Consider the following 24,735-nt stretch of genomic DNA (forward strand, 5'->3'; position numbering starts at 1 on the left):
TTTCTTGCATTTAATCTAATCTCACCGAAATATTTCATTTTCTTACATTTGTAAACTAAATGCTTAATTCATGAACGAGAACTTAGTAAAACGTATCAGTACTGAGCTGGCTGAGATAGAAGCCGCGGGTTTGTATAAAAAAGAGAGAATTATCGAATCGGCACAAGGTGCGGAGATTTTGGTAGGGGGAAAGAAAGTGTTGAACTTTTGTGCTAATAACTATCTGGGATTATCGTCACATCCGAAAGTAATTGAGGCCGCTAAGCAGTATGTTGACCATCGCGGATACGGCATGAGCAGTGTGCGTTTTATTTGTGGTACTCAGGATATTCATAAAATTCTTGAAAAAAAGATCTCCGAATTCTTAGGAACTGAAGATACTATCTTATATGCTGCAGCATTTGATGCCAATGGAGGGGTTTTTGAGCCTTTGTTTGGCGAAGCGGATGCAATTATTTCTGACGAACTGAACCATGCCTCTATTATTGATGGTGTTCGTTTGTGTAAAGCTCAGAGATATCGTTATAAACATAATGATATGGCCGACCTGGAAGCCAAACTACAGGAAACCCAATCATTAAGAAGCAGAATTATCGTAACAGACGGCTCTTTCAGTATGGACGGCACTATTGCGCAGTTAGATAAAATTGTAGCACTTGCTGAAAAGTATAACGCAGCTGTTATGATCGATGAGTGTCACTCCTCAGGATTTTTGGGAAAAACCGGAAGAGGTACGCATGAATATCGTGGCGTTATGGGTAAAATCGATATCATAACCGGTACATTGGGTAAGGCATTAGGCGGGGCCAGTGGTGGATTTACATCCGGCAGAAAAGAAGTCATTGAAATGTTACGTCAGCGCTCACGCCCTTATTTATTCTCTAATACCGTTGCTCCAAGTATTGTCGGAGCCTCGATTGCCGTGTTGGATCTTTTGAGTGAAACCACAGAATTGAGAGACAAGCTGGAGTTTAATACTAAATATTTCAGAGATAATATGACGAAAGCAGGGTTTGATATAAGGCCCGGCGATCACCCGATTGTTCCGATTATGTTGTATGATGCAGTGGTGGCGCAAAAGTTTGCTGCTAAATTATTGGAAGAAAGTATTTACGTAATCGGATTTTTCTATCCGGTAGTAGCGAAAGGTCAGGCTCGTATCCGTGTACAATTGAGTGCTGCGCATGATCAACACCACCTCGATAAAGCAATTGCTGCTTTTACTAAAGTAGGTAAAGAACTGGGTGTAATAAAATAATGCAGCGTCATAAGAAATAAATGCTAAAGGCTGTTCAAAGTTGATTTGAACAGCCTTTAGATCACAATACGAGATTAACTGAATGGTAAACAGTAGTAAAAGTTTTTTTGCAGTTTATCTGGCAACAATCACACTAATCTCTACATTTACATTTTTAGGAAGGGTTTTCACGGCTACACATTCACGAGCCGGATATTCTTCCGAAAAATAACTGCCGTATACCTGATTAACTGCCGCGAAGAGGTTCATATCGCTTAAAAAAATGCTGGTTTTAACAATGTTGGAAAAACCCAATCCGGCTTCTTTTAGAATAGCCTCAATATTTTTCATCACACGGTGTGTCTCTTCCTCAACATTATCTGTTAGCAGATTACCCGTGGCAGGATCAATAGCGATTTGCCCTGAAACAAATAAAATTCCGTTTACCTCAACCGCCTGACTGTATGGGCCAATCGGAGCAGGGGCTTCTTTGGTTTCAAATATTTTCTTTGACATATAATAAAATTTCTTGACGCAGTGATTGCAATTTACGCTATTCCATAGCTAAACTGTTAAATTATTCAACAAGAATCAGATTATTCAAAGCATTCTTTTTTCTTTGTTTAAAATTCGACATATGAGAATCGCGATTTTAGCCGGTGAGCATCAAAAACCTGCCTTACAACAAAAGCTGAGTGCTGACTCGGTTGAGTTAATATGGGCAGACTCATTGAAGTCACTGACTGTAATAGATGCTGATCATTATTTTGATTGTCAGTTTGATCACGACAGTACCCGCACTCAACACCTGAATAGCCTGGCGAATCACAAAAACGTTTGGGTAAATGCTGTTAGTTGGGAAAGTGCTCAGATCGGTGAAAAGCTTATTCGGTTTAACGGATGGAATACTTTTATCGAAAAACCCATTTGGGAAGTGGTGGCCATTGATGAGGGGGCAGCAGTTGCTGTAAAAGCGCTCATGCAATTACTGGATGCAAAGTTTCAATTGATTCCTGACCTGGTAGGTATGATTACGCCACGCGTCGTAGCAATGTTGGTGAATGAAGCTTATTACACTTTCGAAATGGAAGTAAGTTCTAAAGAAGAAATTGATATTGCGATGAAGCTCGGAACGAATTATCCATATGGGCCTTTTGAATGGGCTGATAAAATCGGACTGAACAACATTTATGAATTGTTGAATAACTTAGCATTGACAGACAGCAGATATACTATTTCAAAAGCATTAGCGGAAGCCGCAGGTATTAAAACATATAAGTGGTAAAAAATGGCAGTGATATTAAACATTGACACCACTCATGAAACAGGTAGTGTTTCGGTGGGGAAAGACGGGAAATTACTGCATGAATTAACCCATACAGAGATGAGGGATCATGCTGGTTGGCTGCAAAATGCGATAGGTTCGGTGCTGGAATTAGCAGGAGTTGCATTTTCTGACATTGATGCTATTGCAGTTACCGGTGGTCCGGGTTCATATACAGGTATCAGAGTAGGGTTAGCGAGTGCGAAAGGCCTCGCCTATGCCCTTAAAAAGCCAATGATTCAGATCAATACGTTGAAGTTAATGGCAAATACTGTACGGCTTCGTTATACTGACCATATCAGGGGCGACAATGTTTTATTGTGCCCAATGATAGATGCACGGCGGGAAGAGGTTTGGATGGGTATTTATGGGGTAAGTGGGGAGATAATCTTAACAGAAGGGCCTCAGATTTTAACAAATATTGATTTTAACAAATATTTAACAAAGGGTTCTTTATTGTTTTTTGGGTCAGGTGCCGATAAGTATAATTACTTATTCAATTCAGTAGAAAGTGAAGTTTTGTCAGGCTTTGTTTACACTGCATCTGATATGATAGATATAAGTGAAAACTATTATAAAGCTGAAAAATTTGCAGACCTCTTTTATAGTGAACCCTATTATTTAAAAGAGTTTTACACTTATTCAAAAAATAGCTGATATAAGTTGGTCTGTTACAAAGAGCTTCGATTAGTCTTAAAATTCTTGTAAATTTGGAGAAATGGCACTTATCCTATAACGACAATCAAAAGCTCTGATGTGCACATGAACGTAACAACTAACTATTCCATGGTACTGAATGCCGAAGGCGTGACCGGTGAATCAGTAAAAGTGGATTTCCTAAACCTGAAAAAAGCCGCAATGATTCTGAGGGCTTTAAATCACAAACTGCGTCAGCAGATTTTAAAGCTCATAGATGAAAACAAGCGTCTAACTGTAACTGAAATTTATGTTCGTTTAAGACTCGAACAATCTGTGGCGTCACAACACTTAGCTATTTTACGCCGTGCAGGTATTGTAAAAACGACTAGAGATGGTAAATTCATCTATTATTCGGTAAATACTGCAAGAGTAGCTTATATTATGGAGTGTGTAGACCGCCTAAATGCCCAAAACTAACAGTAAAGTTATTGAATATAGCCCCCGACATTGCCGGGGGCTATATTTTTTTATGCCTTTTTCTGCATCCGTTTGCTTATTTATCTGACTCCTTGTTTATTTTTCCAGCTGTTTTATTTCCGTCAACTTTTGTGGTAATTTTGTGCTTCAACAGAATCAGAGTGTAATGAAGGCGTTAGATATTCAAGATTTTAAAGCTTTAATAGCAGATGAAACAGTGGTATTGATTGATACCCGTCCTGCAGAAATGTTCAGTGAACAATTTATTCCGGGTTCAATTTCAATAGGTTTGGAAGGCAGATTTTCTGAATGGAGTATTGCATTTTTTCCTCCCGATCAGAAAATAATTCTTATAATTTATCCCGGAGATGAAGCGGTGGCTTACGAATCTCTTCAGAAGTTAGGCTTCAATAATGTGTTCGGTCATTTAAACGGAGGCTTTGATACGTGGGTATCAGCTGGCGAAAGCATTGATTTATTAATCAATATTGAACCTGATGAACTGGCAATGGATATTCCTTTTGACGATAACCTGATTATTATTGATGTTCGTAAAGAGGTGGAATTTAACGAGGGCCACATCGATATCGCACAGCATATGCCATTGGTGGAGATGAGCGATCCCGGTACATTTGCTACTTTAGAAGAACACATGAACGTATATGTATATAGCCAGCATGGCTACAGAAGTGTAATCGCAGCATCTCTAATGAAACGTCAGGGACTGCATAATATAAGAAATGTAGCAGGAGGGATGGAAGATATTTTAAAAGAAAAAAGAATCCAGATTACACAGGAAAAAAGCGGGCTTAATTAATACAGGTTTGTGTAGTTGAGTTTTATCATTAAGAAATTAAGATATCTCTGCCGCTTCGCTTATCTGTTAATTGCAATATAAACAGGAAGAGAATAAAGTTGAAAAGCGAATGAAGTGTTGTCTTCCGCGCTGCTTTACCTTCATTTTCTTCCTATTTCCCATTGATATCTGAAAATATTACCCATTAACGAATTAATAAGACCTTTCCGCTTCGCTTTGGCTTATTCTATCTGTTCATTGCAATTTAAATAGAAAGAGAATAAAGTTGAAAAGCGAATGAAGTGTTGTCTTCCGCGCTGCTTTACCTTCATTTTCTTCCTATTTCCCATTGATATCTGAAAATATTACCCATTAACGAATTAATAAGACCTTTCCGCTTCGCTTTGGCTTATTCTATCTGTTCATTGCAATTTAAATAGAAAGAGAATAAAGTTGAAAAGCGAATGAAGTGTTGTCTTCCGCGCTGCTTTACCTTCATTTTCTTCCTATTTCCCATTACCATTTCAAACATAGGAGGAATTGAAAGTTGAAAACGGCTACGTAGGCCAATAGAGAATTAAAAATTAAGAATGGAAAGTGAAAAACAGCTCTTTGTAATTGAACACAACAGATGAGACGTTTTAAATTATTAATTATTAATTCTCAATTCATAATTTTCACTACCCGGAACAGGGGCTGTATCAATCCATTGTTTGGCGTATTCATCTTTCCACTCATGTTTCCATCTTCTATGACTCCATAACCACATCGAAGGATCGGCTTTTAACGTCTTTTCTAAAAACTTCACATAGGTGCGGGTTAATTCACCTTTTTCCATTTCGTGAATAGGTTTGCTTTGCTCGGTAAAACTAACCCGGTAAAAGCCTCTTTTGGTTTTATATATCTGTGCAAATACAACAGACATATTGGCTAATCGTGCGCCTGCTTCAGGGCCCGTTACAAAAGGGGTGGGTTTTCCGAAAAAGTTCATCCAGTGAGCTCTTTTAACATTTCCGGGTACCTGATCTGCTACCAGTGCCAATGCATACTGACGATTTCTATAAGGAATCATCGCATTTTTCATATCCGTTGCCGGTAACATGACTCCTCCTGTTCTGGTACGAATTTTTAAAAACAATTTTTCGATTGCTTTATTTTTGATAGGCATATAAGCCACCAGCCAGGGGATGGTTGTTTGAAAAGGAACAGCAACATTCGCCATTTCCCAGTTAAAGTTATGACCAAGATGAAGCTGAAGTTTTTCTCCAGACGTTTCTCTGGGTTTAAAAACATTCTGATCAAACTGAAACCTTTCCTGAATAAACTTATCAGAAGCTGAAATCAGCTTTATCGTTTCGATAAAATTATCAACGAAATTTTTGTAAAACTGTCTGGCAATGGCCAGTCTTTCCTGATCTGTTTTTTCAGGAAATGCAATCTTCAGGTTACTCAATACAACATCATATCTGTATTTGAATACATGATTCAATAAGAAAGCAATTGCATCAGATAATCTGTATAATGCCCACATTGGCAGTATAGAAAGTAGATATAAGAATCCGTACACTAAGTAATACATTGCACTATTAATTGGTGGCAAAATTAATTAATTAGAACAACTACGGCTTTAAAGAATAGCTAAAATTATTACCATCAGGAATTGATCCAGTTTTTCTCTTCCTGTACGCAGTGTTTTACTTCTACCTTTACATCAAATTTGTTTCGAAGATGCCGTGCTAAGGCATCTGCTGCATATACCGAGCGGTGCTGCCCACCGGTACAGCCGAAGTTTACCATCAAGCTGTTGAATCCGCGTTTAATATAATCCTCAACTGATATGTCTACAAGGTCAAAAACGGAATTTAAAAATTCCAGCATTTTTGTTTGTTGCTCAAGATAATCTTTTACAGGTTTGTCGCGCCCGGTAAGCGCTTTGTATTGTTGTATCCTGCCCGGATTCAGCACGCCTCTGCAATCAAATACAAAACCTCCTCCGTTGCCGCTATCGTCAGATGGAATACCTTTCTTGTATGAAAAGCTGGAAACTTTAACCACTAATGCAGTTTCTTGTGTAGCACGGGTAGGAGTAAACCTTTCTAATATATCATCACCTACACAAATCTCCAATACTTTTCTAAACTCGGGTACCGCAATACCGATACGATTGTGCTCCAGAAAATAGCGAAGGTTGATTAATGCCTGAGGAATAGAGGTCAGAAAATGTGCTTTCCGTTCAAATAATCCTCTGAAGCCATAGGCTCCCAGCACTTGTAATAAACGGATTAATACGTAACCGTTATATTGTGACTTAAATGTAGTACGCTCTACTGGTTGTTTGACTTCTTTTTCAAATGCATCAATGTAGTCGTCGAGTAAACGGTCTTTCCATTCTTGTGAAAGATTTGCTCTGGCCTGCCAGATCATACTGGCAACATCATATTGCGGAGCTCCTAACATACCACCCTGATAGTCGATAAACTTTATACTGCCTGAGTGGTCAATCAGAATATTTCTGCTTTGAAAATCTCTGAACATAAAGAATTTGTATTCGGTATGGGTGAGATAGTTACTCAAAGCTTCGAAATCGTCGATTAGTTTTTGTTTGTCGTATGGTTTTCGGAGGGCATCTAAAAAGTAGTATTTGAAATAAAGCAGATCAGCCATAATGGCTTGTTTCCCGAATTCCTGATTGGTTAAACAGCGTGTATAATCAAGTTCATGATGACCGTTAACCTGTAACCTTGCTAATTCGGCCAGTGCCTGTGCGAAATATTGATAAACGTCTTCCTGAAATCCTTTTTCTTCGAGAATGTTTAATAAAGAAATATTTCCAAGGTCCTGTTGAAGGTAGATATCTCTTGTTTCATTAATACCGTGGATTGCAGGAACAGGCAATCCCTTTTCGTAAAAATGATCGGTAAAGTAAATGAATGTGTTGTTTTCGGGAATGTTAGTTCCGTAAGTTGCTATACAAGACCCTTCAGCACCATGTACCCGAAAATATCTGCGGTCAGAGCCCGACTGTGGTAATAATGTAATTTCAGCTGGCGCAGTACCATGAACTTTCTGGTATAAAGCGGCAATAGAATCTAGTATATTTTGCATATTGACTGTTGATAGTTACGAGAACATTTTATTGGCCATTTCTACCGATTCGGGTTTTCCTACATCAATAAACTTAGAGCCGGTATGGTCAAATCCTTTGATAATTTCAGTTGATGCCAGCGACAGATAAACATCTACCATAGAAAATTTACCGCTTTGATGAATCTTTTGCAGCAAATCTTTTTTGATAAGATGTAATCCGCTAAAGGCTTTTTGTTGATATGTTAAACTTTCTCTGCTCCATTTTTGTTCGCCGGTTTTGATGTTTTCCCATCCTACTAATTGAAGTTGTTCATCAAACAAAAAATATCTTCCCGAATTTCTTGTACTTACTGCCAATGTAGACAAAGCGTTTGTGCTTTGATGTTGTTTGTACAATTCGTTTAGATCGAGATCTGTTAAGATATCGGCATTAATGATAAAAATATCCTCTGAATTGAGCAGAGAAGATGCTTTTTTCAATCCGCCTCCGGTTTCTAACAACTCATCTCTTTCGTCACTGATTGTAATTGTTGCTCCCCATCCGTTGTTTTCTTCAATTGCATGAATAATTTGATCAGCGAAGTGATGAACATTGATCACAATTTCATTGATGTCATATTTTAAGAAATACTCGATATTCCTTTGAAGTAAGCTTTTGCCGTTTACTATTGCCAGCGCTTTGGGGTGATGATCAGTCCAGGGTTTGAATCTGGTTCCCAATCCGGCTGCAAAGATCATTCCTTTCCTTTTCATTATAAAACGATGTTTTGAACGAGAACTGCTCTTTCCGGATGGTCGGTATTAAAGTGTAATCCCCTGCTTTCTTTTCTGAAATGAGCTCCTTTTACGATCAGGTAACTTACTGTAATCAGATTTCTTAATTCACAAAGCTGTGGCGAAACCGTTGACGTTTCATAAAGAGATTCTGTTTCTTCCCATAGCAGGTCTATTCTTTTCATAGCTCTGACCAGCCTTGTGTTCGTACGAACAATACCGACATAGTCACTCATCAGCTGTTTAACTTCTTTGAGGCTTTGAGTGATAAGGATCATTTCTTTGGGGTGGGTGGTTCCACTGGCATTCCATTCCGGAATACTCAGTTGTTCTACTTTGTTTTTATCGATCTGGTCTTTTGCGTCTACATAACAACGATGGGCAAATACCATTGCTTCGAGGAGCGAATTGGATGCGAGGCGGTTGGCTCCATGTAATCCTGTACTTGCACATTCTCCTGCCGCATAAAGATAATCGATAGATGTTCTGCCCCATTCGTCTGTTTTGATACCCCCGCAGCTATAATGGGCTGCAGGAGATACAGGAATCATATCTTTCGACACATCTATACCTATAGATTTACACTTCTCATAAATATTGGGAAAGTGTTCAATGAATTTGTCGGTAGGGATATGGCGAACATCCAGGTATACGAATTCCGTACCTGTTATTTTCATTTCATTATCAATTGCACGGGCAACAATGTCTCTCGGAGCAAGGTCTTTACGTTCGTCATATCGTTCCATAAAGGCTTCGCCGTTAACATTTCTCAGGATACCTCCATCACCTCTGACTGCTTCCGTAATAAGAAACGATTGCCCGCGCACACCTGGTTCATATAATGCTGTAGGATGGAACTGGATAAACTCCATATTCTCAATTCTTCCTTTTGCCCTGTATACCATTGCAACGCCATCGCCGGTAGCTATACTCGGATTGGTGGTGGAGCGGTATACCTGACCATTGCCACCCGTTGCCAATAACGTGATAGGAGCGGTGATGGTTTCTATTTTTTGATTGTGCTGATTGAATACGTACACCCCATAACACTCAATACCCGGTGTGGATTTGGTTACCAGATAACCCAAATGGTGTTGTGTAATCAGATCTACTACAAAGCAGTGATTAAGAATTTCAATATTTTTATAATGATTCAGTGCGGCCAGTAAGGCTCTTTCAATTTCCTGCCCCGTTACATCTTTATGATGCAATATTCTAAACTCACTATGGCCACCTTCTTTTCCTAATTTAAAATCGCCGTCCTGCTCTTTATCAAACTGAGTACCCCATTCGATCAGTTCTCTGATACGATCCACCCCTTCTTTAACAACCAGCTCCACTACTTTAGGGTTACATAAGCCCGCACCTGCAATTAAAGTATCTTCTATATGTTTTTCGAAACTGTCATTTTTAAAATCAATCACACCGGCAACGCCCCCCTGGGCATATTTGGTATTGGTTTCATCAGCATGTGTTTTTGTAAGCACCAATACTTTTTTATCTGGGAATTGTTTTGCCGCTTTGATTGCAAAGGTTAATCCCGCCACTCCGGATCCGATTACCAAAAAATCTGTTTGCATATTAATGTCAAATTTAGCGGTATTTTATAATTTTTAGGAGGATTGATGAATTAAATGGATTTTCCAGATAAAAGTGATTTCTTCTCCTACCGGTAATTTAATCAATCCGATTTCGTTGTTAAAGCTATTGGGTGCTGCACTGAATGGTTCGATAGCAATACTTTTTCTATGGTCCGGAGTAAATATTTGCAGATAAGGATAGTTCTGTAAAAGCGTAAACTTAACTGACCATCTATTAACCGGGTTAAACAGCGTAGCTGCCACTTGCTGAGGTATCAAAAAACAATCGTCAAGATTGATATCTTTTAACGAAACCGGTTGTGTAAAACCAGCTGCGACTGTTTCACCGTTAGGTACCATTTTTTCAGTCAGAACGAGTTTCTTTTCGCTGTTTACAGACAATGTCCACTCATCTGTTGTTCCGCCCAGGTTAAAATAAGGATGCCAGCCATCAGCTACAGGGATGTCAGTGACTTCTTCATTTGCAATAGTAGTACTTATGGTAAGTGCATTGTCATCGCCTAATGAATAGGTTACATAACAGTCGTAATGAAAAGGATATCCGGGGTCTTTACCACGATAACAATGTTGTAGCGTTACAGAAGCACTATGGTCTAAAATAGATTGAGATACAATTTCAAACGGTTGGTCAAAAAGCAATCCGTGGATGGCCGAACCATCGGCAAATTTATTCTGAAAGCTGTATTCCCGGTCTGAAAAGGAATATACTGCATTTTCGATCCGTGCCGGAAAGGGTGAAAGCTTTGCACTCTTGTACCATTCTTTAATTTCCTTACCGGCATTTGCTATATCAGAAAGCCCGTCTATGCAGTTAAAATAAACTTTATCGTATTTTACCTCATAGGCTTGTAACAAAGCACCGGTTTTCGGTAATATCGTCACCTGAGCATTGGCAGACTTTAATAAGATAATTTCTGCCCCTTTAGCATTTGAAGTAATTAACTCAAATCCCATCACATTTTGTTATTTTTGGTATATGAAACAGTTAGTCCGTCAATTTGTTGAAAGATATGGCAGTACACCCCAATTTTACCGTAGCCCGGGCCGGATAAATATTTTGGGCGAACATACCGATTATAACGACTGCTGGTGTTTGCCCATGGCAGTTGACCGCTATATAAATGTACTGATTTCCCAAGGTGCTACCAAAGTGCATAGAATTTATTTTGAACAGTTGGATAAAGCTATTGAAGTGCCGGTTAATTTGTTGGGTACCGGTTATCTTCACCAGACTTATTTATCACCGGTATTCGAGTTACTGGAGAAAAGAGGCTTTTCTATAGAACCGGTTGATTTATTAATATCCGGAGATATTCCTGTTGGTGCCGGAATGAGTTCTTCGGCTGCATTATGTGTCAGTAGTTTTTATGCACTCAATGATTTTTTTAACCTCGGATTAGATAAAAAGGAAATTGCATTGCTCTCACAACAGGTAGAGAATGAATATATGGGATTGAGCTGCGGGCTCCTCGATCAACTCAGTGTATTGTTCTGTGTTAAAAGCAATGCTACCTATATGCACCCGGCATCTGCTACTTTGAACAATATACCTTTTGAAATGCCCGATCACCAGTTGGTATTGGTAAACAGCATGGTACAGCATGAATTGTCTGCTACCGAATATAACACACGCCGTGAAGAAAGTACCGCTGCTTTAAAACAAATTCAATCGCTACGAGAAGGTGTTCATTCATTTAAAGATTTATTACCTGCTGATGTTATCGCTTTAGAAGAGGAAATGGATGCGACTCTCTACAAAAGAGCATTACACATTGTGAGTGAAAACCAGCGGGTTCATCTGGCTGTTGAAGATTTGAAAAACGGTAGCTGGCAAAGCCTGGGTATGAAAATGTTCGGCTCCCACGAATCGTTGAAAAATTATTATCAGGTGAGTTGTACTCAGCTAGACTTTCTTGTAGAACGAGCTTCGTATATTGATGGTGTGTTAGGAAGTCGTATGATGGGTGGTGGATTTGGCGGTTGCACAATTAACCTGGTAGAAAAGCAGGCTTTAGAAGAGTTTCAAAAATCAATGACTAAATCTTATTTGCAACTCTTTAAAATAGAACCCGAAATTTATATTCTGGATGCAGCAAACGGTGCAGAAAAAATAGAAATCGGCTAATAGAAATTGTTGATTGATGTAACAGCCCATCGGTAGCCAGGTTCTTACCTGGATGACTGATGGGCTGATTTGTTTTTTTGCAAAAAATATCGTATATTATTATCAGACGCTGTTGTGTTAGCAAAAACTACTAGGCAGGGTCTATCCAGGCCTCATTTTCTTTTAAGAGTTCAATCAGCTCTTCTACAGCAATATTACTATCTACGTTTCTTTTCACCACTTCTTTTCCTTTGTACAAAGTGATCTTTCCCGGTCCGGAACCCACATATCCGAAATCAGCATCTGCCATTTCTCCCGGCCCGTTTACAATACAACCCATGATTGCAATTTTTACGCCTTTCAGATGATTGGTTACAGAACGGATTTTAGCCGTGGTTTCCTGCAGGTCAAAGAGCGTTCTGCCGCATGACGGACAAGATATATACTCCGTTTTACTGATTCTTGTTCTGGTGGCTTGTAAAATGCTGAATGCCGTATTATTGGTAAACTGGTAAATATCTTTCACGGGTAAGTAAGTTCTTCCCTTTGCCTGAAGATTTTCCATTTGGGCGGCCACACTAAAGGTTAGCCAGATGCCGTCGCCCATTCCTTCGAGCAATAATGCACCGGCTTCTGTTGCAAAGTGAATGAGATGTTCATCTGGTGTTTGAGACTTGCTTTCAATTTTCAGAATAATTGGCAGATCTGTTTTTTCCTGTTGAATAAACGCAATCATTGTTCTCAGCGCATGTACTCCATTAATGAGTGGTGAACTAAGTACAAGTGTAATATTTTTATAGGTAGTTAACTGTTGAAGGATAGCCATGTTTTGTTCATGATTCAGGCTGCCTTCAACTGACAGATGTACAAAGTTTAGTTGTGGGTGGTGCTGATCAGTTGCAAGAAAGTCTGTAGCTTCCCAATAAGGAACATAACCACTATTATCTTTTACACTACTCCATAACTGTTGGTCGGCAAGCAACCGAAGTGTACCAGGAATTTCGAAGCACACAGGAGTACTTCCGATATATACATAATCGGCTGCTGCATCTGCGATTTTCCATTTATCCAGCTGTTCATCGTAAGTATAACCGAAACTCTGAAACTGCTGTGGGTGAATTTCTTTTGAATGATCAATACTTGCAATAACTACAGGCACTTTCGTACTTCCGATATTCTGAACGGTTCCGGTAACTCTGCGTTGATAACTAAACGGGCTGTAAGGAACGGATTCAATCACCGGTATTTGCGGTAATGAGTGATAAGGCTGGTATCTTTTCACCAGGTCATTACAAACCGGAATTTCAAATTCAGGATCTTCTGTAAGTGAAACACGGATGGTGTCGCCGATTCCATCTTCTAACAAACTTCCGATACCTATTGCTGATTTTATTCTGCCGTCTTCACCATCGCCAGCTTCTGTAACTCCTAAATGTAAAGGATAAGATTCACCGAACTCTGTAACCATCGACTGAATGAGCAGGCGGTATGCCTGTACCATTACCAGTGGATTACTGGCTTTCATACTGAGTACGATGTTATGGTAACTTTGATCACGTGCAATGCGTAGAAATTCCATAGCACTTTCAACCATTCCCATTGGGGTATCACCATATCTCGACATGATTCTGTCGCTTAATGAGCCGTGATTGGTACCTATACGCATGGCTGTGCCGTACTCTTTACAGATTTTTACCAACGGTGTAAATCGCTGGCGGATTCTGTCTATTTCAGCGGCATATTCATGATCGGTATATTCAATTTGTTCAAACTTCTTTTTGTCTATATAGTTTCCGGGGTTCACTCTCACTTTTTCTATTAAGCGTGCGGCAATTTCAGCAGCATTCGGCGTAAAGTGAATATCGGCCACCAGAGGAGTAGTAAAACCCTGTTTGCGTAATTCGTTTTTGATTACAAGAAGATTTTCCGCTTCCTTTTTGCTGGGAGCAGTAATTCTAACCATTTCTGCACCGGCTTCAATACATCGGATGGTTTGTGCTACAGTTGCGGCAGTATCCATCGTGTCGGTAGTGGTCATTGTTTGTACACGGATAGGGTGATTATTGCCTAATGCAAGGTCTCCGACCTTAACTTCTCTGGTTGGTAAACGCTTGTAATTTGATATTGATTCGCAGTATAGCTGCATAACGATTGCTGTTGATATTCAAAATTAGTTAAGATTACCAGTCTTTCTCAGGCCTGTTGGCACTTTGACGACTTCTTTCATTCATTCTCTGACGAATATTCTGCTCACGCTCTTCGAGTGATTTCAAATATTTCTCGATCGACTCCTTATCTAACTTTGATTGTTTGTTTTTATTATTCTGTTGGTTCTTTTGTTGTTTATTTTCCTGCGGCGGAGGGGGAGGCGGCTGCGTTTGTCTGGAAGTTAATGCTTTCTGAAGATTATAGCGGGCATTCTCATCTTGGGGGTCGAGTTTTACCGCTTCTTTTAATGCTTCGATTCCCTGCTCCATCTCTTTTTCTTTGATATGGGTTACCCCCAGATTATACCAGGCCCGCTGTTGCAGTTTTTTATCTCCCGAATGAGAAATGGCTTGCTGGAAAGCAGTTTTTGCACTCTCCATATTTCCGCTCTTAAAATGAGCAGCTCCTAAATTATATAATGCCACGGCATTTGACGATTCGTGCGATAATGCTTCGTCGTATGATTTAATTGCTTTATCAAATTCTTTCGAAAGATAAAACTCGTTTCCTTTATAAATTTGCGAATTACTTTTTTGTGCGTTACCGGTAATGACCCATACCAACACAAAACAAGTAGCTATGATTCTTTTTAAAACAACCATTTTACTTTTTTTTCGGGGATGAATAATTCTATTGCCAGTAAAATGAATGCAACAAACAGAAAGTATTGAAAGTAAGTTGTATAATTTGTATAGTTTTTGTCTACCAGTGGTGTTTTTTCTATACCGGCTATCTGACTGTTAATACTTTTTATTGCATTGCCAAAGTTGTCGAGTGTATTATAAGTGCCGTTGGTATTGGCAGCAATTTGTTTTAGTAATTTTTCATTCAGTTTCGAAACAATCGGGTTGCCGTCTTTATCGAATCTTACTGAGCCGGCATACGATTTCAGGTTTACTCCTGCCGGTGTACCTACACCGATTGAATGAACCATCACTCCGTTACTCGATAATTCCTTTGCCAGTGCAGCTGCATTCTCATCGTGCTCTTCTCCGTCAGTAACAAGTAAGATGGTTTTGTTTTTTATATCCTGTTGTTGAAACGCATGAAAACCTGTGCGCAATGCATCGGCAATATTGGTTCCCTTATTGGTTATATTGTCGGGATGAGCTTGCTGTAAATAAGTAAGCGCTGCTGCATGGTCATGTGTAAGCGGCATTTGCACATAGGCCCGGCCCGCGAAGAAAACCCACGCAATGCGGTCGTTCGGATGTGATTGGATAAACTGCTCAAGAAAAATTTTGGCACGGTCTAAACGTGTAGGACGCTCATCATCAGCCAGCATACTGTTACTCAGGTCCAAAGCAATTACGATATCGATACCCGCTCTTTCAATGCTTTGCTGAGGATCAAGATGTCTTAAATTACTTGCTCCCAGTACTAAGAGCGACAAAGCTATACAGCACAAAATGAACTTTAACCTAAAATTCTTTTCAGAGAAATTGCGGAACAAACTCTGTACGATTTTAGGATTTCCGATAGAACGGATTGCTTTTTTTTTCCATTGAAGTAATTGCCAGAAAAGAAAAATGACAATCGGAATCAATAAAAAAGCGATTAAAGTTTCTGTATTTTCAAAGTGCCAGTTCAACGTTATCAGCTATTTAACTATAAGTTTTAGATTAGAGCAACTGTTGTTCCATTATTTTTTTCCTTCAAAAAATCCGTATTGTTTTAAGATTTTTTTCAGAATATCTAAACGCGCGCTTCTCATATCAAAGTTTGCATCAGGTGATTCTATTTGTAAAACAAAGAAGTAAGGGTGATTGTTTTCTTCAATCCAACCTTCGATCCAGCCTAACTGATTGCCCTCTTCAGTGACGCCCCAACCTGTTTTATAGGATAGTTTATAATTCGCATCGTCTTCCCAAAGCATCATTTCACGAACAATTCTTTGTGTACGCTTCAGGAATGGAAGCTGTTCGAAATAAAGTTTTTTCAAGAGTCCTAATTGCTCATCGGCAGTAACTTTCAATGAGTTATCGAGCCAGAAAATATCTAACTTTTCTTCCATATTAAAATCCGGTGAAAAACTACCGTAACCCAACGTATCAAGATACTTCTTCATATCTGTTGCGCCAATGCGACGGGCCAGCTCCTGATACCAGTTCGGACAAGAAAGCCTGAAAGCCTGATTCATTGATAAATTAGCATCACATTCTGCACGGCCACTGCCGGCACCGTTCCAGTTGATTATACTGGTAGAATCTTTGATGACTCCTTTTTCAACTCCGATCAGTGAATTCACTATTTTGAAAGTAGAAGCAGGTAAGTATTTTCCATCCGTATATCTCGGAAGGTTATAGATGTGAAAGTCACCCTGGCCATTATTGAAGAATGCAAACGTTCCGTCTGCTTTCCATTCGTCAAAATATTTTTTTAAGGTATCGTCTTTAGTCACATTATTCGGGGTACATCCAAATAATGATATGATCATCAGGCTGGTAGCAAGAATCCAATTCTTCATTTCCGGTTATTTTGGCAAAAATAATTCAAATACTGCTGGTAACCATATCTATTATAGACGGTAAAAGTCAATTGCATTCAATCCGAAAACCCTGTCTTTAATTTCAATCGGCTCGTTTTCCATATATTTTTCAATTAAACTTTTCCATTGTACATAGATACCGCTGAGTAACATTACCGGCCAGTCTGACCCGAAAAGTAACCGGTCGGTGCCGAAACTGCGGAAAACTGTATCCAGATAAGGATAAAAATCACTTGCTGACCACTCTTTCCACTTGGCTTCCGTGAATAAACCCGATAATTTACAGTATAAGTTAGGGTATTGAGCCAGTGGTTCAATCGACTTTCTCCATTCTGTCAGTTCATTATTGGCGATATCAGGTTTTCCGCAATGGTCTAATACAAAACGGATATTTGGGTTTTTTTCCAGTAATGTATGCAGCCAGGGTAGTTGATATGCCTTCACTACAATGTCATACGTAAAATTAAACTGTTCCAGTTTTGCCACACCCGATAAAAATTTCGGATGCGTAAAATAATCTTGCTTTTCTGCTTGCAGCTGATGCCTGAAACCCTTGATAACACTGTATTCTTTGAGCTCTTCAAGGTCTTCCTGTAAACGGTCGCCGGTGAAATCTACCCAACCCACCACACCTTTTATCAATGGGTGTGTTTGTGCCAGTTCTGCCAGAAATCTTGATTCTACCGTAGTATCTACTGCCTGTATTGCCACTACTCCCTGAATATCATTTCGTGAAAGCGTTAGTTGAAGGTTTTGCGGGAGGTAATGCTGTTTCAGTAGTTTCATGCTCTTATCGATCCACGGGTATTGGTCCGCCGAATACTTCCAGAAATGTACGTGTGCATCTATATTCATACCAGCCGATTTTGTGTAAGTTAATAATTCTGTCAGACGATGATACTAACAGTCATTAGTTTTTTTTATCTTTATCGGATATTAAGTATAAAATATGAGCCAGGTTAGAATTGTAACAGCAGCGTCTTTATTTGATGGCCATGATGCAGCCATTAATATCATGCGAAGAATTATGCAAGCCAAAGGTGCAGAAATTATTCATTTAGGCCATAATCGTTCAGTGGCGGAAATAGTGGAGTGTGCTATTGAAGAAGATGCCCACGGTATTGCAATTACCAGTTATCAGGGCGGGCACGTAGAGTTTTTCAAATACATGAAAGACCTGCTTGACCAAAGCGGCTGCGGACATATCAAAATTTTCGGCGGTGGCGGAGGTACTATCCTTCCGCAGGAAATTCACGAATTACATCACTATGGTATTACGAAAATATATAGCCCCGACGACGGCAGAAGGTTAGGCCTGGAAGGAATGATTCAGGAATTGATCGACGAGTGTAAAGCTGTTGATACCTTAAAGCCGATTGATAAAATGAACGACGTATGGAAGGATACACATCCTTTGAACGAAGTAAAAGATATCCGCCGTATTGCACGTGCAATTACTTTGGTAGAGGCGGGAGAAACCATGCCCGCAGCGTTTGAACTGAAAAAGGAGACCATACTGCCTCCGGTCATCGGAATTACAGGTACCGGTGGTGCGGGTAAGTCATCGGTAACAGACGAACTGGTGAGAAGGTTTCTGCATACCTATACTGACAAAACAATTGCAGTGGTTTCGGTAGATCCTTCCCGCAAAAAAACCGGCGGCGCCTTATTGGGCGACCGTATCCGGATGAACAGCATCTCTAACCCGAGAGCTTACATGCGCTCGCTCGCTACACGCGACAGTGACGTTGCTTTGTCTAAACACGTAGCAGCTGCATTGGATATCTGTAAAGCAGCAGGCTTTGATTGTGTGATACTCGAAAGTGCCGGTGTAGGGCAAAGTGATGCCAGTATTCTTGATTTCTGCGATATCAGCCTGTATGTAATGACACCGGAATATGGTGCTGCTTCACAATTAGAGAAGATCAATATGCTCGATTATGCGGATGTAATTGCGATCAATAAATTTGATAAAGCAGGTGCGTTAGATGCATTGCATGACGTGAAAAAACAATACAAGCGAAACCATCAGTTATTTATGCTGCCGGATGAAGAAGTACCGGTGATTGGTACCATCGCAGCGCAATTCAACGACGCAGGTATTAACCAGCTTTTTTCAAAGATGGTGTCTATTCTAAAAGATAAGAAAAATATCTCATTCGGCGAAATTTCTACTGTTAAATCTACTGCTAATACGGCGAAAGTTTCGGTATTGCCGGCTGCACGTGTACGTTATTTATCTGAAATAGTTCATCAGAACCATCAGTATGGGCAATGGGCTAATAAACAAGCCGGGCTCGCTTCGCAGCTTTATCAACTGAAAGGTGCTTTAAAGCTGGTGGGAGAGGATAATGCCGCTTTACTGGCAAAGATCAAAGAAGTTGAAAATAAAATTGAACACGATAATAAGCAGTTGATTGAAGAGTGGCCGGCGGTAAAAGAACAATATAGCAAAGATGCTTTTGAATATAAAGTTCGCGATAAGGTAATTCAGCAACCCATGATTACCACTTCGCTCAGTGGAACCAGAATTCCTAAAGTGGTTCTGCCGCAGTATAAAGACTGGGGTGATATTCTGAAGTGGCAGTTACAGGAAAACCTTCCGGGAAAGTACCCGTATACAGCAGGTGTGTTTGAATTAAAACGGAGTGGTGAAGACCCTACGCGGATGTTTGCCGGCGAAGGTGGCCCTGAAAGAACCAACAAACGTTTTCACTATGTATCGCTGGGGCAACCGGCTATTCGTTTATCCACAGCTTTTGATAGTGTAACCTTATATGGCGAAGACCCTGATCATCGTCCGGATATTTACGGAAAAGTAGGTAACAGTGGTGTAAGTATTGCTACGGTTGATGACGCTAAAAAATTGTATAGTGGTTTTGATTTGTGTGATCCGAAAACATCGGTGAGTATGACAATTAACGGTCCTGCACCGATTATTTTAGCATTTTTCATGAATGCAGCCATTGATCAGTTATGCGAAAAGTATATTGATGAAAAAGGTTTGTGGAGCGAGGTAGAGAAAAAATATCAGGAAAAATATAAAAAAGGATTACGCCCGAAATACTATAATCCTTCAGCTCCCGAGCGTTTGCCGGAAGGAAATAACGGATTAGGACTAAAATTATTAGGTTTGAGCGGCGATGAGGTATTACCTAAAGACGTGTACGAACAAATTAAAGCAAATGCGCTGATGCAGGTTCGTGGTACGGTGCAGGCGGATATATTGAAAGAAGACCAGGCGCAGAATACCTGTATTTTCAGTACTGAGTTCGCTTTAAAGTTGATGGGGGATGTACAGGAATATTTTATCGAAAATAAAGTTCGTAATTTTTATAGTGTCAGTATCAGCGGCTATCACATTGCCGAAGCAGGAGCAAATCCGATCACCCAGCTGGCATTTACCCTGAGTAATGGCTTTACTTACGTAGAATACTATTTAAGCCGGGGAATGAATATCGATGACTTTGCACCAAACCTGTCTTTTTTCTTTAGTAACGGAATGGATCCGGAATATAGTGTAATCGGACGTGTGGCACGTAGAATCTGGGCAAAAGCGATGAAGTATATATATAATGGTAATGACCGTAGTCAGAAATTGAAATACCATATCCAGACCTCCGGCCGAAGCCTGCACGCACAGGAAATTGATTTTAACGACATCCGCACTACATTACAGGCTTTATATGCCATTTATGATAACTGTAACAGCCTGCACACAAATGCATATGATGAAGCTATTACAACACCTACCGAAGAAAGTGTTCGTAGAGCAATGGCCATACAATTAATTATTAACAGAGAATTAGGGTCAGCTAAAACAGAAAACTTTATTCAGGGATCATTCCTGATAGAAGAAATGACCGACCTGGTAGAAGAAGCCGTGTTAGCCGAGTTTGAAAGAATATCAGACAGAGGTGGCGTGCTGGGTGCGATGGAAAGAATGTATCAACGTAATAAGATTCAGGAAGAAAGTTTGTACTACGAAGGGCTGAAACATACGGGTGAACTACCGATTATCGGAGTGAATACCTTCCTCAATAAAAACGGTTCACCTACAATTGTTCCGGGCGAAGTAATCAGAAGTACGCGTGAAGAGCAGGAGCAGCAAATTGCGAACCTGAATATGTTTATGCAGCGGAATGAAGCTGTTATCAACGAGAAAATTGCAGAACTGAAAAAAGTAGCTGCAACTAACGGTAACTTATTTGAAACGCTGATGGAGGTGGTGAAATATTGTTCGTTAGGCCAAATCACACATGCCTTGTATGAAGTGGGTGGCCAGTACCGGAGAAGCATGTAGATAAGTTAAGAGTGAGTAATTATGAATTAAGAATTAAGCAACGGAATAATTTCTTAAAAAAATAAATCAAAAATACATGAAATAAGAGACTCATTTTGAGTCTCTTATTTTTTTACCGCTTATCCATATTTCTTACCACTCGTAAATAGTGAAAAAAGACGTGTAACATTTGAGCGAGTTAAAAGTCTAATAGATAAATAACTTATTTAGCCATGAAATCAATCATCATTACGGTGATCACTGTCCTTTTTATGTCCCTGGGTGTAAACGCGCAAACTATTGAAGGGAAAATCGAGAGCTTAAATGGAGAAGCTCTATCGGATGTAAACGTCACTTTGAAAAAACAAGAAGACTCCAGCACTGTAAAAATTGCTATTACAGGAACAAACGGTCGATATAAATTTGAACAAATTTCATCAGGAAAATATTTTGTTGAAGCCAGTATGGTTGGATACAAACAACCCAATAGAGTACCGGTTGTGGTAAACGGAAAAGATCTGGTAGATGTAGAAACTATTTATCTGGAATCTGCTGCTGATCAGATGCAAACTGTTGTGGTAAAAGCAACTCGCCCACCATTACAGGCGAAGGCAGATAAATTAATCATGAACGTAGAAGGAACAATCAATAGTGTTGGAGAAGATGCTATTGAATTATTGAGAAAAGCACCTTCTGTGAACGTGGATAAAGATGATAATATTACGATGAGTGGTAAATCAGGTGTGCAGGTATATATTGATGGAAAGAGAACACCGATGAATGGAAAGGATCTGGCGAACTATTTAAAGTCAATTCCTTCCAGCTCAATTGATCAGATTGAAATCATTAACAATCCTTCTGCAAAATATGATGCAGCAGGTACTGCAGGTATTATTAATATTAAGCTGAAGAAAAACAGTGCTTACGGAACAACCGGAACTGCAAATGCAGGCTGGGGTGTAGGAAGAGCTTACCGGTATAATGGTGGTGTTAGTTTAAACCACAGAAATAACAACTGGAATTTATTCAGCAACGTTAATTATTATAATAACAGAAATCCTCAAACACAGGATATTGACCGTTTCATCGGAGACTCTGCATTCATTCAGGTGGGTAGATCTCGTTGGGAAGGTGATGGTACTTCATTTAAAGTAGGTGCTGATTATACAATCGATAAAAATAATATTATCGGAGTAATGGTAGACGGTAACTATTCATCAGGTACATGGTCGAGCAGGTCAACTACCGAAATCATGAATGTAAATGATAAAGTAACCAGAGCTATTCTGGAAGCATCAAATGCCAACAGAGATAAGAGCGATCGTATGAACTATAACCTGAACTATCGTTACAGCGATACTACAGGAAGAAGTTTAAACTTTGACGGTGACTATTCAACGAATAATATCCGTCAGAATCAAACGCAACCGAACAGGTATTTAGACCCGATTAACAACACTACTATTTACGAGAATAACTACTTCTTCAATCAACCGAATACGATTGATATGTCGAGTTTGAAGTTAGACTATGAGCAGAATTTCTGGAAAGGAAAGTTAGGAGTAGGTGCTAAATATACAGGCGTTGAAACCAACAATACTTTTGATAAGTATGATGTAGGGCAACATGGAAATGTATTCGATTCATCAAGAAGTAATTTCTTTAAATACAATGAAGATATTGCGGCTGCATATGTAAACTTCCAGCGTCCGATTACGCAAAAATGGTCATTGCAGGCGGGTTTAAGAATGGAAAACACCAAAACAAAAGGAAAAAGCGAAGGTTATAAAGATGATGGAACCAGATTCGTTGATTATGATTCAAGCTTTACCAGATCTTATACCGACTTCTTCCCAAGTGCAGCATTGACTTATGTGTTGAATCCAAGCAACATTTTCACTGCAGATTATAGCAGAAGAATTCAGCGTCCGGTATATCAGGATTTAAACCCGTTTGAGTTTTACCTGGATGAGTATACTTATAATAAGGGTAATACCAATTTAAGACCTCAATACACGAACAACTTTGGATTAACGCATATTTATAAAGGCAGACTGGTAACTAAATTAAGTTACAGTAAAGTAAATGATGTGTTCATTAACCTGGTAGATACATTAGGCAGTAAAGCTTATTTAATCAGACAGAACTTAGCGTCGCAGGAAACCTGGAGTGTTAATGTAAGCTATAGCCAAACATGGGGTATCTATACAGCTATTGCAAACTTTAACGGATTTAATTCACGTTTCAGAGCAGATTACGGTGCAGGAAGAGAAGTGGATAACAGTACAACTGCATTTACGGTTTGGACGCAACACTCATTCAGATTACCAAAAGGATTCAATGCTGAAATCAGCGGATACTATGGATCTAAAGCGATCTGGGAAGGTATGTTTGTTCAGAACCCGATGTCACAAATCAACTTCGGCGTATCAAAAAGCTTATTTAAAGATAGAGGCTCATTGAAGTTTTCATTCAATGATATTTACAGAGGAATGTATTTCAAAGGTAGTTCATCGTTCTCCGGCCAAACCATGCGTATCAATAATACCTGGGAAAGCAGAACTTTCAGAGTGAACTTCAGCTACCGTTTCGGTAATACAAAAGTGAAAACTTCTACCCGTAAAACAGGTTTAGAAGATGAAGCTCAAAGAATTAAATCAAATGGGTAACCATTTGTCACGATTTTCAGTCATAGTTTTGAACTGAAGTATAGTTATGGACAGTCACCCCTCCTTTTCAGGAGGGGTTTTTGTTGTAGTTACAAGAATGTTCAGATTTTACCATGTGAAGGTATACTTGTTTCAAATACTCCGGTAAATATGCAACATACACAGGGGATACACTCTCCGTTCTTTTTTGTAACTTCATAAAAAGCCATCGAATGAGAATTTATTCCGTCATACTATTAGCCGGTGTAACTGTGTTGTCAGCTTGCTCAGGATATAAATATCACCAGTCAAACCGGGTGTATACTAAGCAGGCAAAAGAGTTAGTGAAGCCGTTAAAATCGGTTCCCGATCCTTATGTGGTGCAGGGTATTTCAATTCAGGAAGAACCGGTAGGTACGGTTAATTTTGATTTACGGAAACCCAATTATGTAATCATCCATCATACGGCACAAGGCTCATGTACCGAAACGCTCGACTTTTTTACAAAAAAAGCTACTAAGGTGAGTTCGCACTATCTCGTGTGTAAAGACGGAACGGTTTCTCAATTGCTAAATGATTATTTCCGCTCGTGGCATGCCGGTGTTTCTTACTGGGGAGGTTTAACAGATCTCAATTCTGCATCTATCGGTATTGAGATAGACAATAATGGTTTTGAACCTTTTACTGTTTTACAAATGAGCAGCCTGCTGGAGTTATTGAAGAATTTAAAGCAAAAATATAATATACCCACGGCTAACTTTATCGGACATTCGGATATTGCACCCGGCCGTAAAGTAGATCCGAATGTATGGTTTCCCTGGAAAGACCTTGCTATGAATGGCTTTGGCCACTGGTACAGCGATACAACAGGTGTAACAGTACCGGAAGGCTTTGATACCAATATGGCACTTCGTGCAATCGGCTATGATATGAAGAACCCTGGTTCAGTATATGACACTTTTAAAAGAAAATATCTGCAAGACAGCTCTAATAACAAACAGTTCGACAGTGCTGCCATAAAAGTCTTATATCAATTATACACGAATCCTTTCTAATATTATCTTTGCGCA

General features: G+C 39.5%; 20 protein-coding genes. 9 read left to right on the top strand and 11 right to left on the bottom strand.

Annotated features, from left to right (window positions below; genetic code table 11):
* Positions 1 to 70 precede the first annotated feature (70 nt).
* On the top strand, positions 71 to 1,258 hold the full coding sequence (gene kbl / locus D9O48_RS08510) for a glycine C-acetyltransferase (protein WP_126972524.1): 1,188 nt from the start codon (positions 71 to 73) through the stop codon (positions 1,256 to 1,258).
* 114 nt (positions 1,259 to 1,372) lie between these two features.
* Here kbl and D9O48_RS08515 read toward each other — a convergent pair whose 3' ends face one another.
* On the bottom strand, positions 1,373 to 1,753 hold the full coding sequence (locus tag D9O48_RS08515; RefSeq protein ID WP_126972525.1) for a RidA family protein: 381 nt from the start codon (positions 1,751 to 1,753) through the stop codon (positions 1,373 to 1,375).
* Between the two features lie 121 nt (positions 1,754 to 1,874).
* On the opposite strand from D9O48_RS08515, the gene D9O48_RS08520 reads away from it, so the two are divergent.
* The 4 genes from D9O48_RS08520 to D9O48_RS08535 all read left to right on the top strand — a co-directional run bounded on the left by D9O48_RS08520 (position 1,875) and on the right by D9O48_RS08535 (position 4,494).
* Positions 1,875 to 2,522 (top strand): 3-hydroxyacyl-CoA dehydrogenase family protein, encoded by a 648-nt coding sequence (locus D9O48_RS08520; protein ID WP_126972526.1) that lies wholly within the window; start codon positions 1,875 to 1,877, stop codon positions 2,520 to 2,522.
* Between the two features lie 3 nt (positions 2,523 to 2,525).
* A complete protein-coding gene (gene tsaB, locus D9O48_RS08525) occupies positions 2,526 to 3,218 on the top strand; it encodes a tRNA (adenosine(37)-N6)-threonylcarbamoyltransferase complex dimerization subunit type 1 TsaB (RefSeq protein ID WP_126972527.1) in 693 nt (230 codons plus the stop codon).
* Between the two features lie 105 nt (positions 3,219 to 3,323).
* Positions 3,324 to 3,677: an ArsR/SmtB family transcription factor gene (locus D9O48_RS08530; protein WP_126972528.1), complete on the top strand. Its 354-nt coding sequence runs from the start codon at positions 3,324 to 3,326 to the stop codon at positions 3,675 to 3,677.
* A gap of 166 nt (positions 3,678 to 3,843) precedes the next feature.
* Entirely contained in the window at positions 3,844 to 4,494 is a 651-nt protein-coding gene (locus tag D9O48_RS08535) for a rhodanese-like domain-containing protein (protein WP_126972529.1), read from the top strand.
* A 628-nt stretch (positions 4,495 to 5,122) separates the two neighbouring features.
* Here the strand turns inward: D9O48_RS08535 and D9O48_RS08540 are convergent.
* The 5 genes from D9O48_RS08540 to D9O48_RS08560 form a co-directional block, all read right to left on the bottom strand.
* Entirely contained in the window at positions 5,123 to 6,052 is a 930-nt protein-coding gene (locus tag D9O48_RS08540) for a lysophospholipid acyltransferase family protein (RefSeq protein ID WP_126972530.1), read from the bottom strand.
* 74 nt (positions 6,053 to 6,126) lie between these two features.
* Complete coding sequence (locus D9O48_RS08545; protein WP_126972531.1) at positions 6,127 to 7,578, bottom strand: RapZ C-terminal domain-containing protein; 1,452 nt, start codon at positions 7,576 to 7,578, stop codon at positions 6,127 to 6,129.
* A 15-nt stretch (positions 7,579 to 7,593) separates the two neighbouring features.
* Positions 7,594 to 8,313, bottom strand: coding sequence for a nucleotidyltransferase family protein (locus D9O48_RS08550; protein WP_126972532.1), 720 nt, complete (start codon positions 8,311 to 8,313; stop codon positions 7,594 to 7,596).
* Complete coding sequence (nadB, locus tag D9O48_RS08555) at positions 8,313 to 9,914, bottom strand: L-aspartate oxidase (RefSeq protein WP_126972533.1); 1,602 nt, start codon at positions 9,912 to 9,914, stop codon at positions 8,313 to 8,315. Before nadB ends, D9O48_RS08550 begins: the two co-directional genes overlap by 1 nt.
* A 33-nt stretch (positions 9,915 to 9,947) precedes the next feature.
* On the bottom strand, positions 9,948 to 10,889 hold the full coding sequence (locus D9O48_RS08560; RefSeq protein WP_126972534.1) for an aldose 1-epimerase: 942 nt from the start codon (positions 10,887 to 10,889) through the stop codon (positions 9,948 to 9,950).
* A gap of 22 nt (positions 10,890 to 10,911) precedes the next feature.
* Between D9O48_RS08560 and galK the strand changes: the two genes are divergently transcribed.
* On the top strand, positions 10,912 to 12,060 hold the full coding sequence (galK, locus tag D9O48_RS08565) for a galactokinase (RefSeq protein WP_126972535.1): 1,149 nt from the start codon (positions 10,912 to 10,914) through the stop codon (positions 12,058 to 12,060).
* A gap of 130 nt (positions 12,061 to 12,190) precedes the next feature.
* On the opposite strand, the gene ispG is transcribed toward galK, so the two are convergent.
* The 5 genes from ispG to D9O48_RS08590 are packed head-to-tail and all read right to left on the bottom strand — an operon-like array spanning position 12,191 to position 17,590.
* On the bottom strand, positions 12,191 to 14,185 hold the full coding sequence (gene ispG / locus D9O48_RS08570; protein WP_126972536.1) for a (E)-4-hydroxy-3-methylbut-2-enyl-diphosphate synthase: 1,995 nt from the start codon (positions 14,183 to 14,185) through the stop codon (positions 12,191 to 12,193).
* Between the two features lie 34 nt (positions 14,186 to 14,219).
* Positions 14,220 to 14,849: a tetratricopeptide repeat protein gene (locus tag D9O48_RS08575; RefSeq protein ID WP_126972537.1), complete on the bottom strand. Its 630-nt coding sequence runs from the start codon at positions 14,847 to 14,849 to the stop codon at positions 14,220 to 14,222.
* Complete coding sequence (locus D9O48_RS08580) at positions 14,837 to 15,838, bottom strand: vWA domain-containing protein (RefSeq protein WP_126972538.1); 1,002 nt, start codon at positions 15,836 to 15,838, stop codon at positions 14,837 to 14,839. The genes D9O48_RS08575 and D9O48_RS08580 overlap by 13 nt, the downstream gene beginning before the upstream one ends.
* 51 nt (positions 15,839 to 15,889) lie before the next feature.
* On the bottom strand, positions 15,890 to 16,714 hold the full coding sequence (locus D9O48_RS08585) for a penicillin-binding transpeptidase domain-containing protein (RefSeq protein ID WP_126972539.1): 825 nt from the start codon (positions 16,712 to 16,714) through the stop codon (positions 15,890 to 15,892).
* 51 nt (positions 16,715 to 16,765) lie between these two features.
* Positions 16,766 to 17,590, bottom strand: coding sequence for an amidohydrolase family protein (locus D9O48_RS08590; protein ID WP_126972540.1), 825 nt, complete (start codon positions 17,588 to 17,590; stop codon positions 16,766 to 16,768).
* Positions 17,591 to 17,684: 94 nt separating this feature from the next.
* Here D9O48_RS08590 and D9O48_RS08595 point away from each other — a divergent pair, with 94 nt between their 5' ends.
* The 3 genes from D9O48_RS08595 to D9O48_RS08605 all read left to right on the top strand — a co-directional run bounded on the left by D9O48_RS08595 (position 17,685) and on the right by D9O48_RS08605 (position 24,720).
* Entirely contained in the window at positions 17,685 to 21,038 is a 3,354-nt protein-coding gene (locus D9O48_RS08595; protein WP_126972541.1) for a methylmalonyl-CoA mutase family protein, read from the top strand.
* A 212-nt stretch (positions 21,039 to 21,250) separates the two neighbouring features.
* Entirely contained in the window at positions 21,251 to 23,686 is a 2,436-nt protein-coding gene (locus D9O48_RS08600; protein ID WP_126972542.1) for a TonB-dependent receptor domain-containing protein, read from the top strand.
* Positions 23,687 to 23,898: 212 nt separating this feature from the next.
* A complete protein-coding gene (locus tag D9O48_RS08605; RefSeq protein ID WP_126972543.1) occupies positions 23,899 to 24,720 on the top strand; it encodes an N-acetylmuramoyl-L-alanine amidase in 822 nt (273 codons plus the stop codon).
* The last annotated feature ends 15 nt before the right edge of the window (positions 24,721 to 24,735 follow it).

The organism is Gynurincola endophyticus, from assembly GCF_003991195.1.
Classification (GTDB): domain Bacteria; phylum Bacteroidota; class Bacteroidia; order Chitinophagales; family Chitinophagaceae; genus Gynurincola; species Gynurincola endophyticus.

Excerpts from the sequence above, each read along its gene's own strand:
- D9O48_RS08540 (WP_126972530.1), bottom strand. The coding sequence starts at position 6,052 with ATGTATTACTTAGTGTACGGATTCTTATATCTACTTTCTATACTGCCA.
- D9O48_RS08575 (WP_126972537.1), bottom strand. The coding sequence starts at position 14,849 with ATGGTTGTTTTAAAAAGAATCATAGCTACTTGTTTTGTGTTGGTATGG.
- D9O48_RS08530 (WP_126972528.1), top strand. The coding sequence starts at position 3,324 with ATGAACGTAACAACTAACTATTCCATGGTACTGAATGCCGAAGGCGTG.
- tsaB (WP_126972527.1), top strand. The coding sequence starts at position 2,526 with ATGGCAGTGATATTAAACATTGACACCACTCATGAAACAGGTAGTGTT.
- D9O48_RS08515 (WP_126972525.1), bottom strand. The coding sequence starts at position 1,753 with ATGTCAAAGAAAATATTTGAAACCAAAGAAGCCCCTGCTCCGATTGGC.
- D9O48_RS08590 (WP_126972540.1), bottom strand. The coding sequence starts at position 17,590 with ATGAATATAGATGCACACGTACATTTCTGGAAGTATTCGGCGGACCAA.
- D9O48_RS08560 (WP_126972534.1), bottom strand. The coding sequence starts at position 10,889 with ATGGGATTTGAGTTAATTACTTCAAATGCTAAAGGGGCAGAAATTATC.
- D9O48_RS08600 (WP_126972542.1), top strand. The coding sequence starts at position 21,251 with ATGAAATCAATCATCATTACGGTGATCACTGTCCTTTTTATGTCCCTG.
- D9O48_RS08545 (WP_126972531.1), bottom strand. The coding sequence starts at position 7,578 with ATGCAAAATATACTAGATTCTATTGCCGCTTTATACCAGAAAGTTCAT.
- kbl (WP_126972524.1), top strand. The coding sequence starts at position 71 with ATGAACGAGAACTTAGTAAAACGTATCAGTACTGAGCTGGCTGAGATA.
- ispG (WP_126972536.1), bottom strand. The coding sequence starts at position 14,185 with ATGCAGCTATACTGCGAATCAATATCAAATTACAAGCGTTTACCAACC.
- D9O48_RS08585 (WP_126972539.1), bottom strand. The coding sequence starts at position 16,714 with ATGAAGAATTGGATTCTTGCTACCAGCCTGATGATCATATCATTATTT.
- D9O48_RS08550 (WP_126972532.1), bottom strand. The coding sequence starts at position 8,313 with ATGAAAAGGAAAGGAATGATCTTTGCAGCCGGATTGGGAACCAGATTC.
- D9O48_RS08595 (WP_126972541.1), top strand. The coding sequence starts at position 17,685 with ATGAGCCAGGTTAGAATTGTAACAGCAGCGTCTTTATTTGATGGCCAT.
- D9O48_RS08535 (WP_126972529.1), top strand. The coding sequence starts at position 3,844 with ATGAAGGCGTTAGATATTCAAGATTTTAAAGCTTTAATAGCAGATGAA.
- D9O48_RS08605 (WP_126972543.1), top strand. The coding sequence starts at position 23,899 with ATGAGAATTTATTCCGTCATACTATTAGCCGGTGTAACTGTGTTGTCA.
- D9O48_RS08520 (WP_126972526.1), top strand. The coding sequence starts at position 1,875 with ATGAGAATCGCGATTTTAGCCGGTGAGCATCAAAAACCTGCCTTACAA.
- galK (WP_126972535.1), top strand. The coding sequence starts at position 10,912 with ATGAAACAGTTAGTCCGTCAATTTGTTGAAAGATATGGCAGTACACCC.
- nadB (WP_126972533.1), bottom strand. The coding sequence starts at position 9,914 with ATGCAAACAGATTTTTTGGTAATCGGATCCGGAGTGGCGGGATTAACC.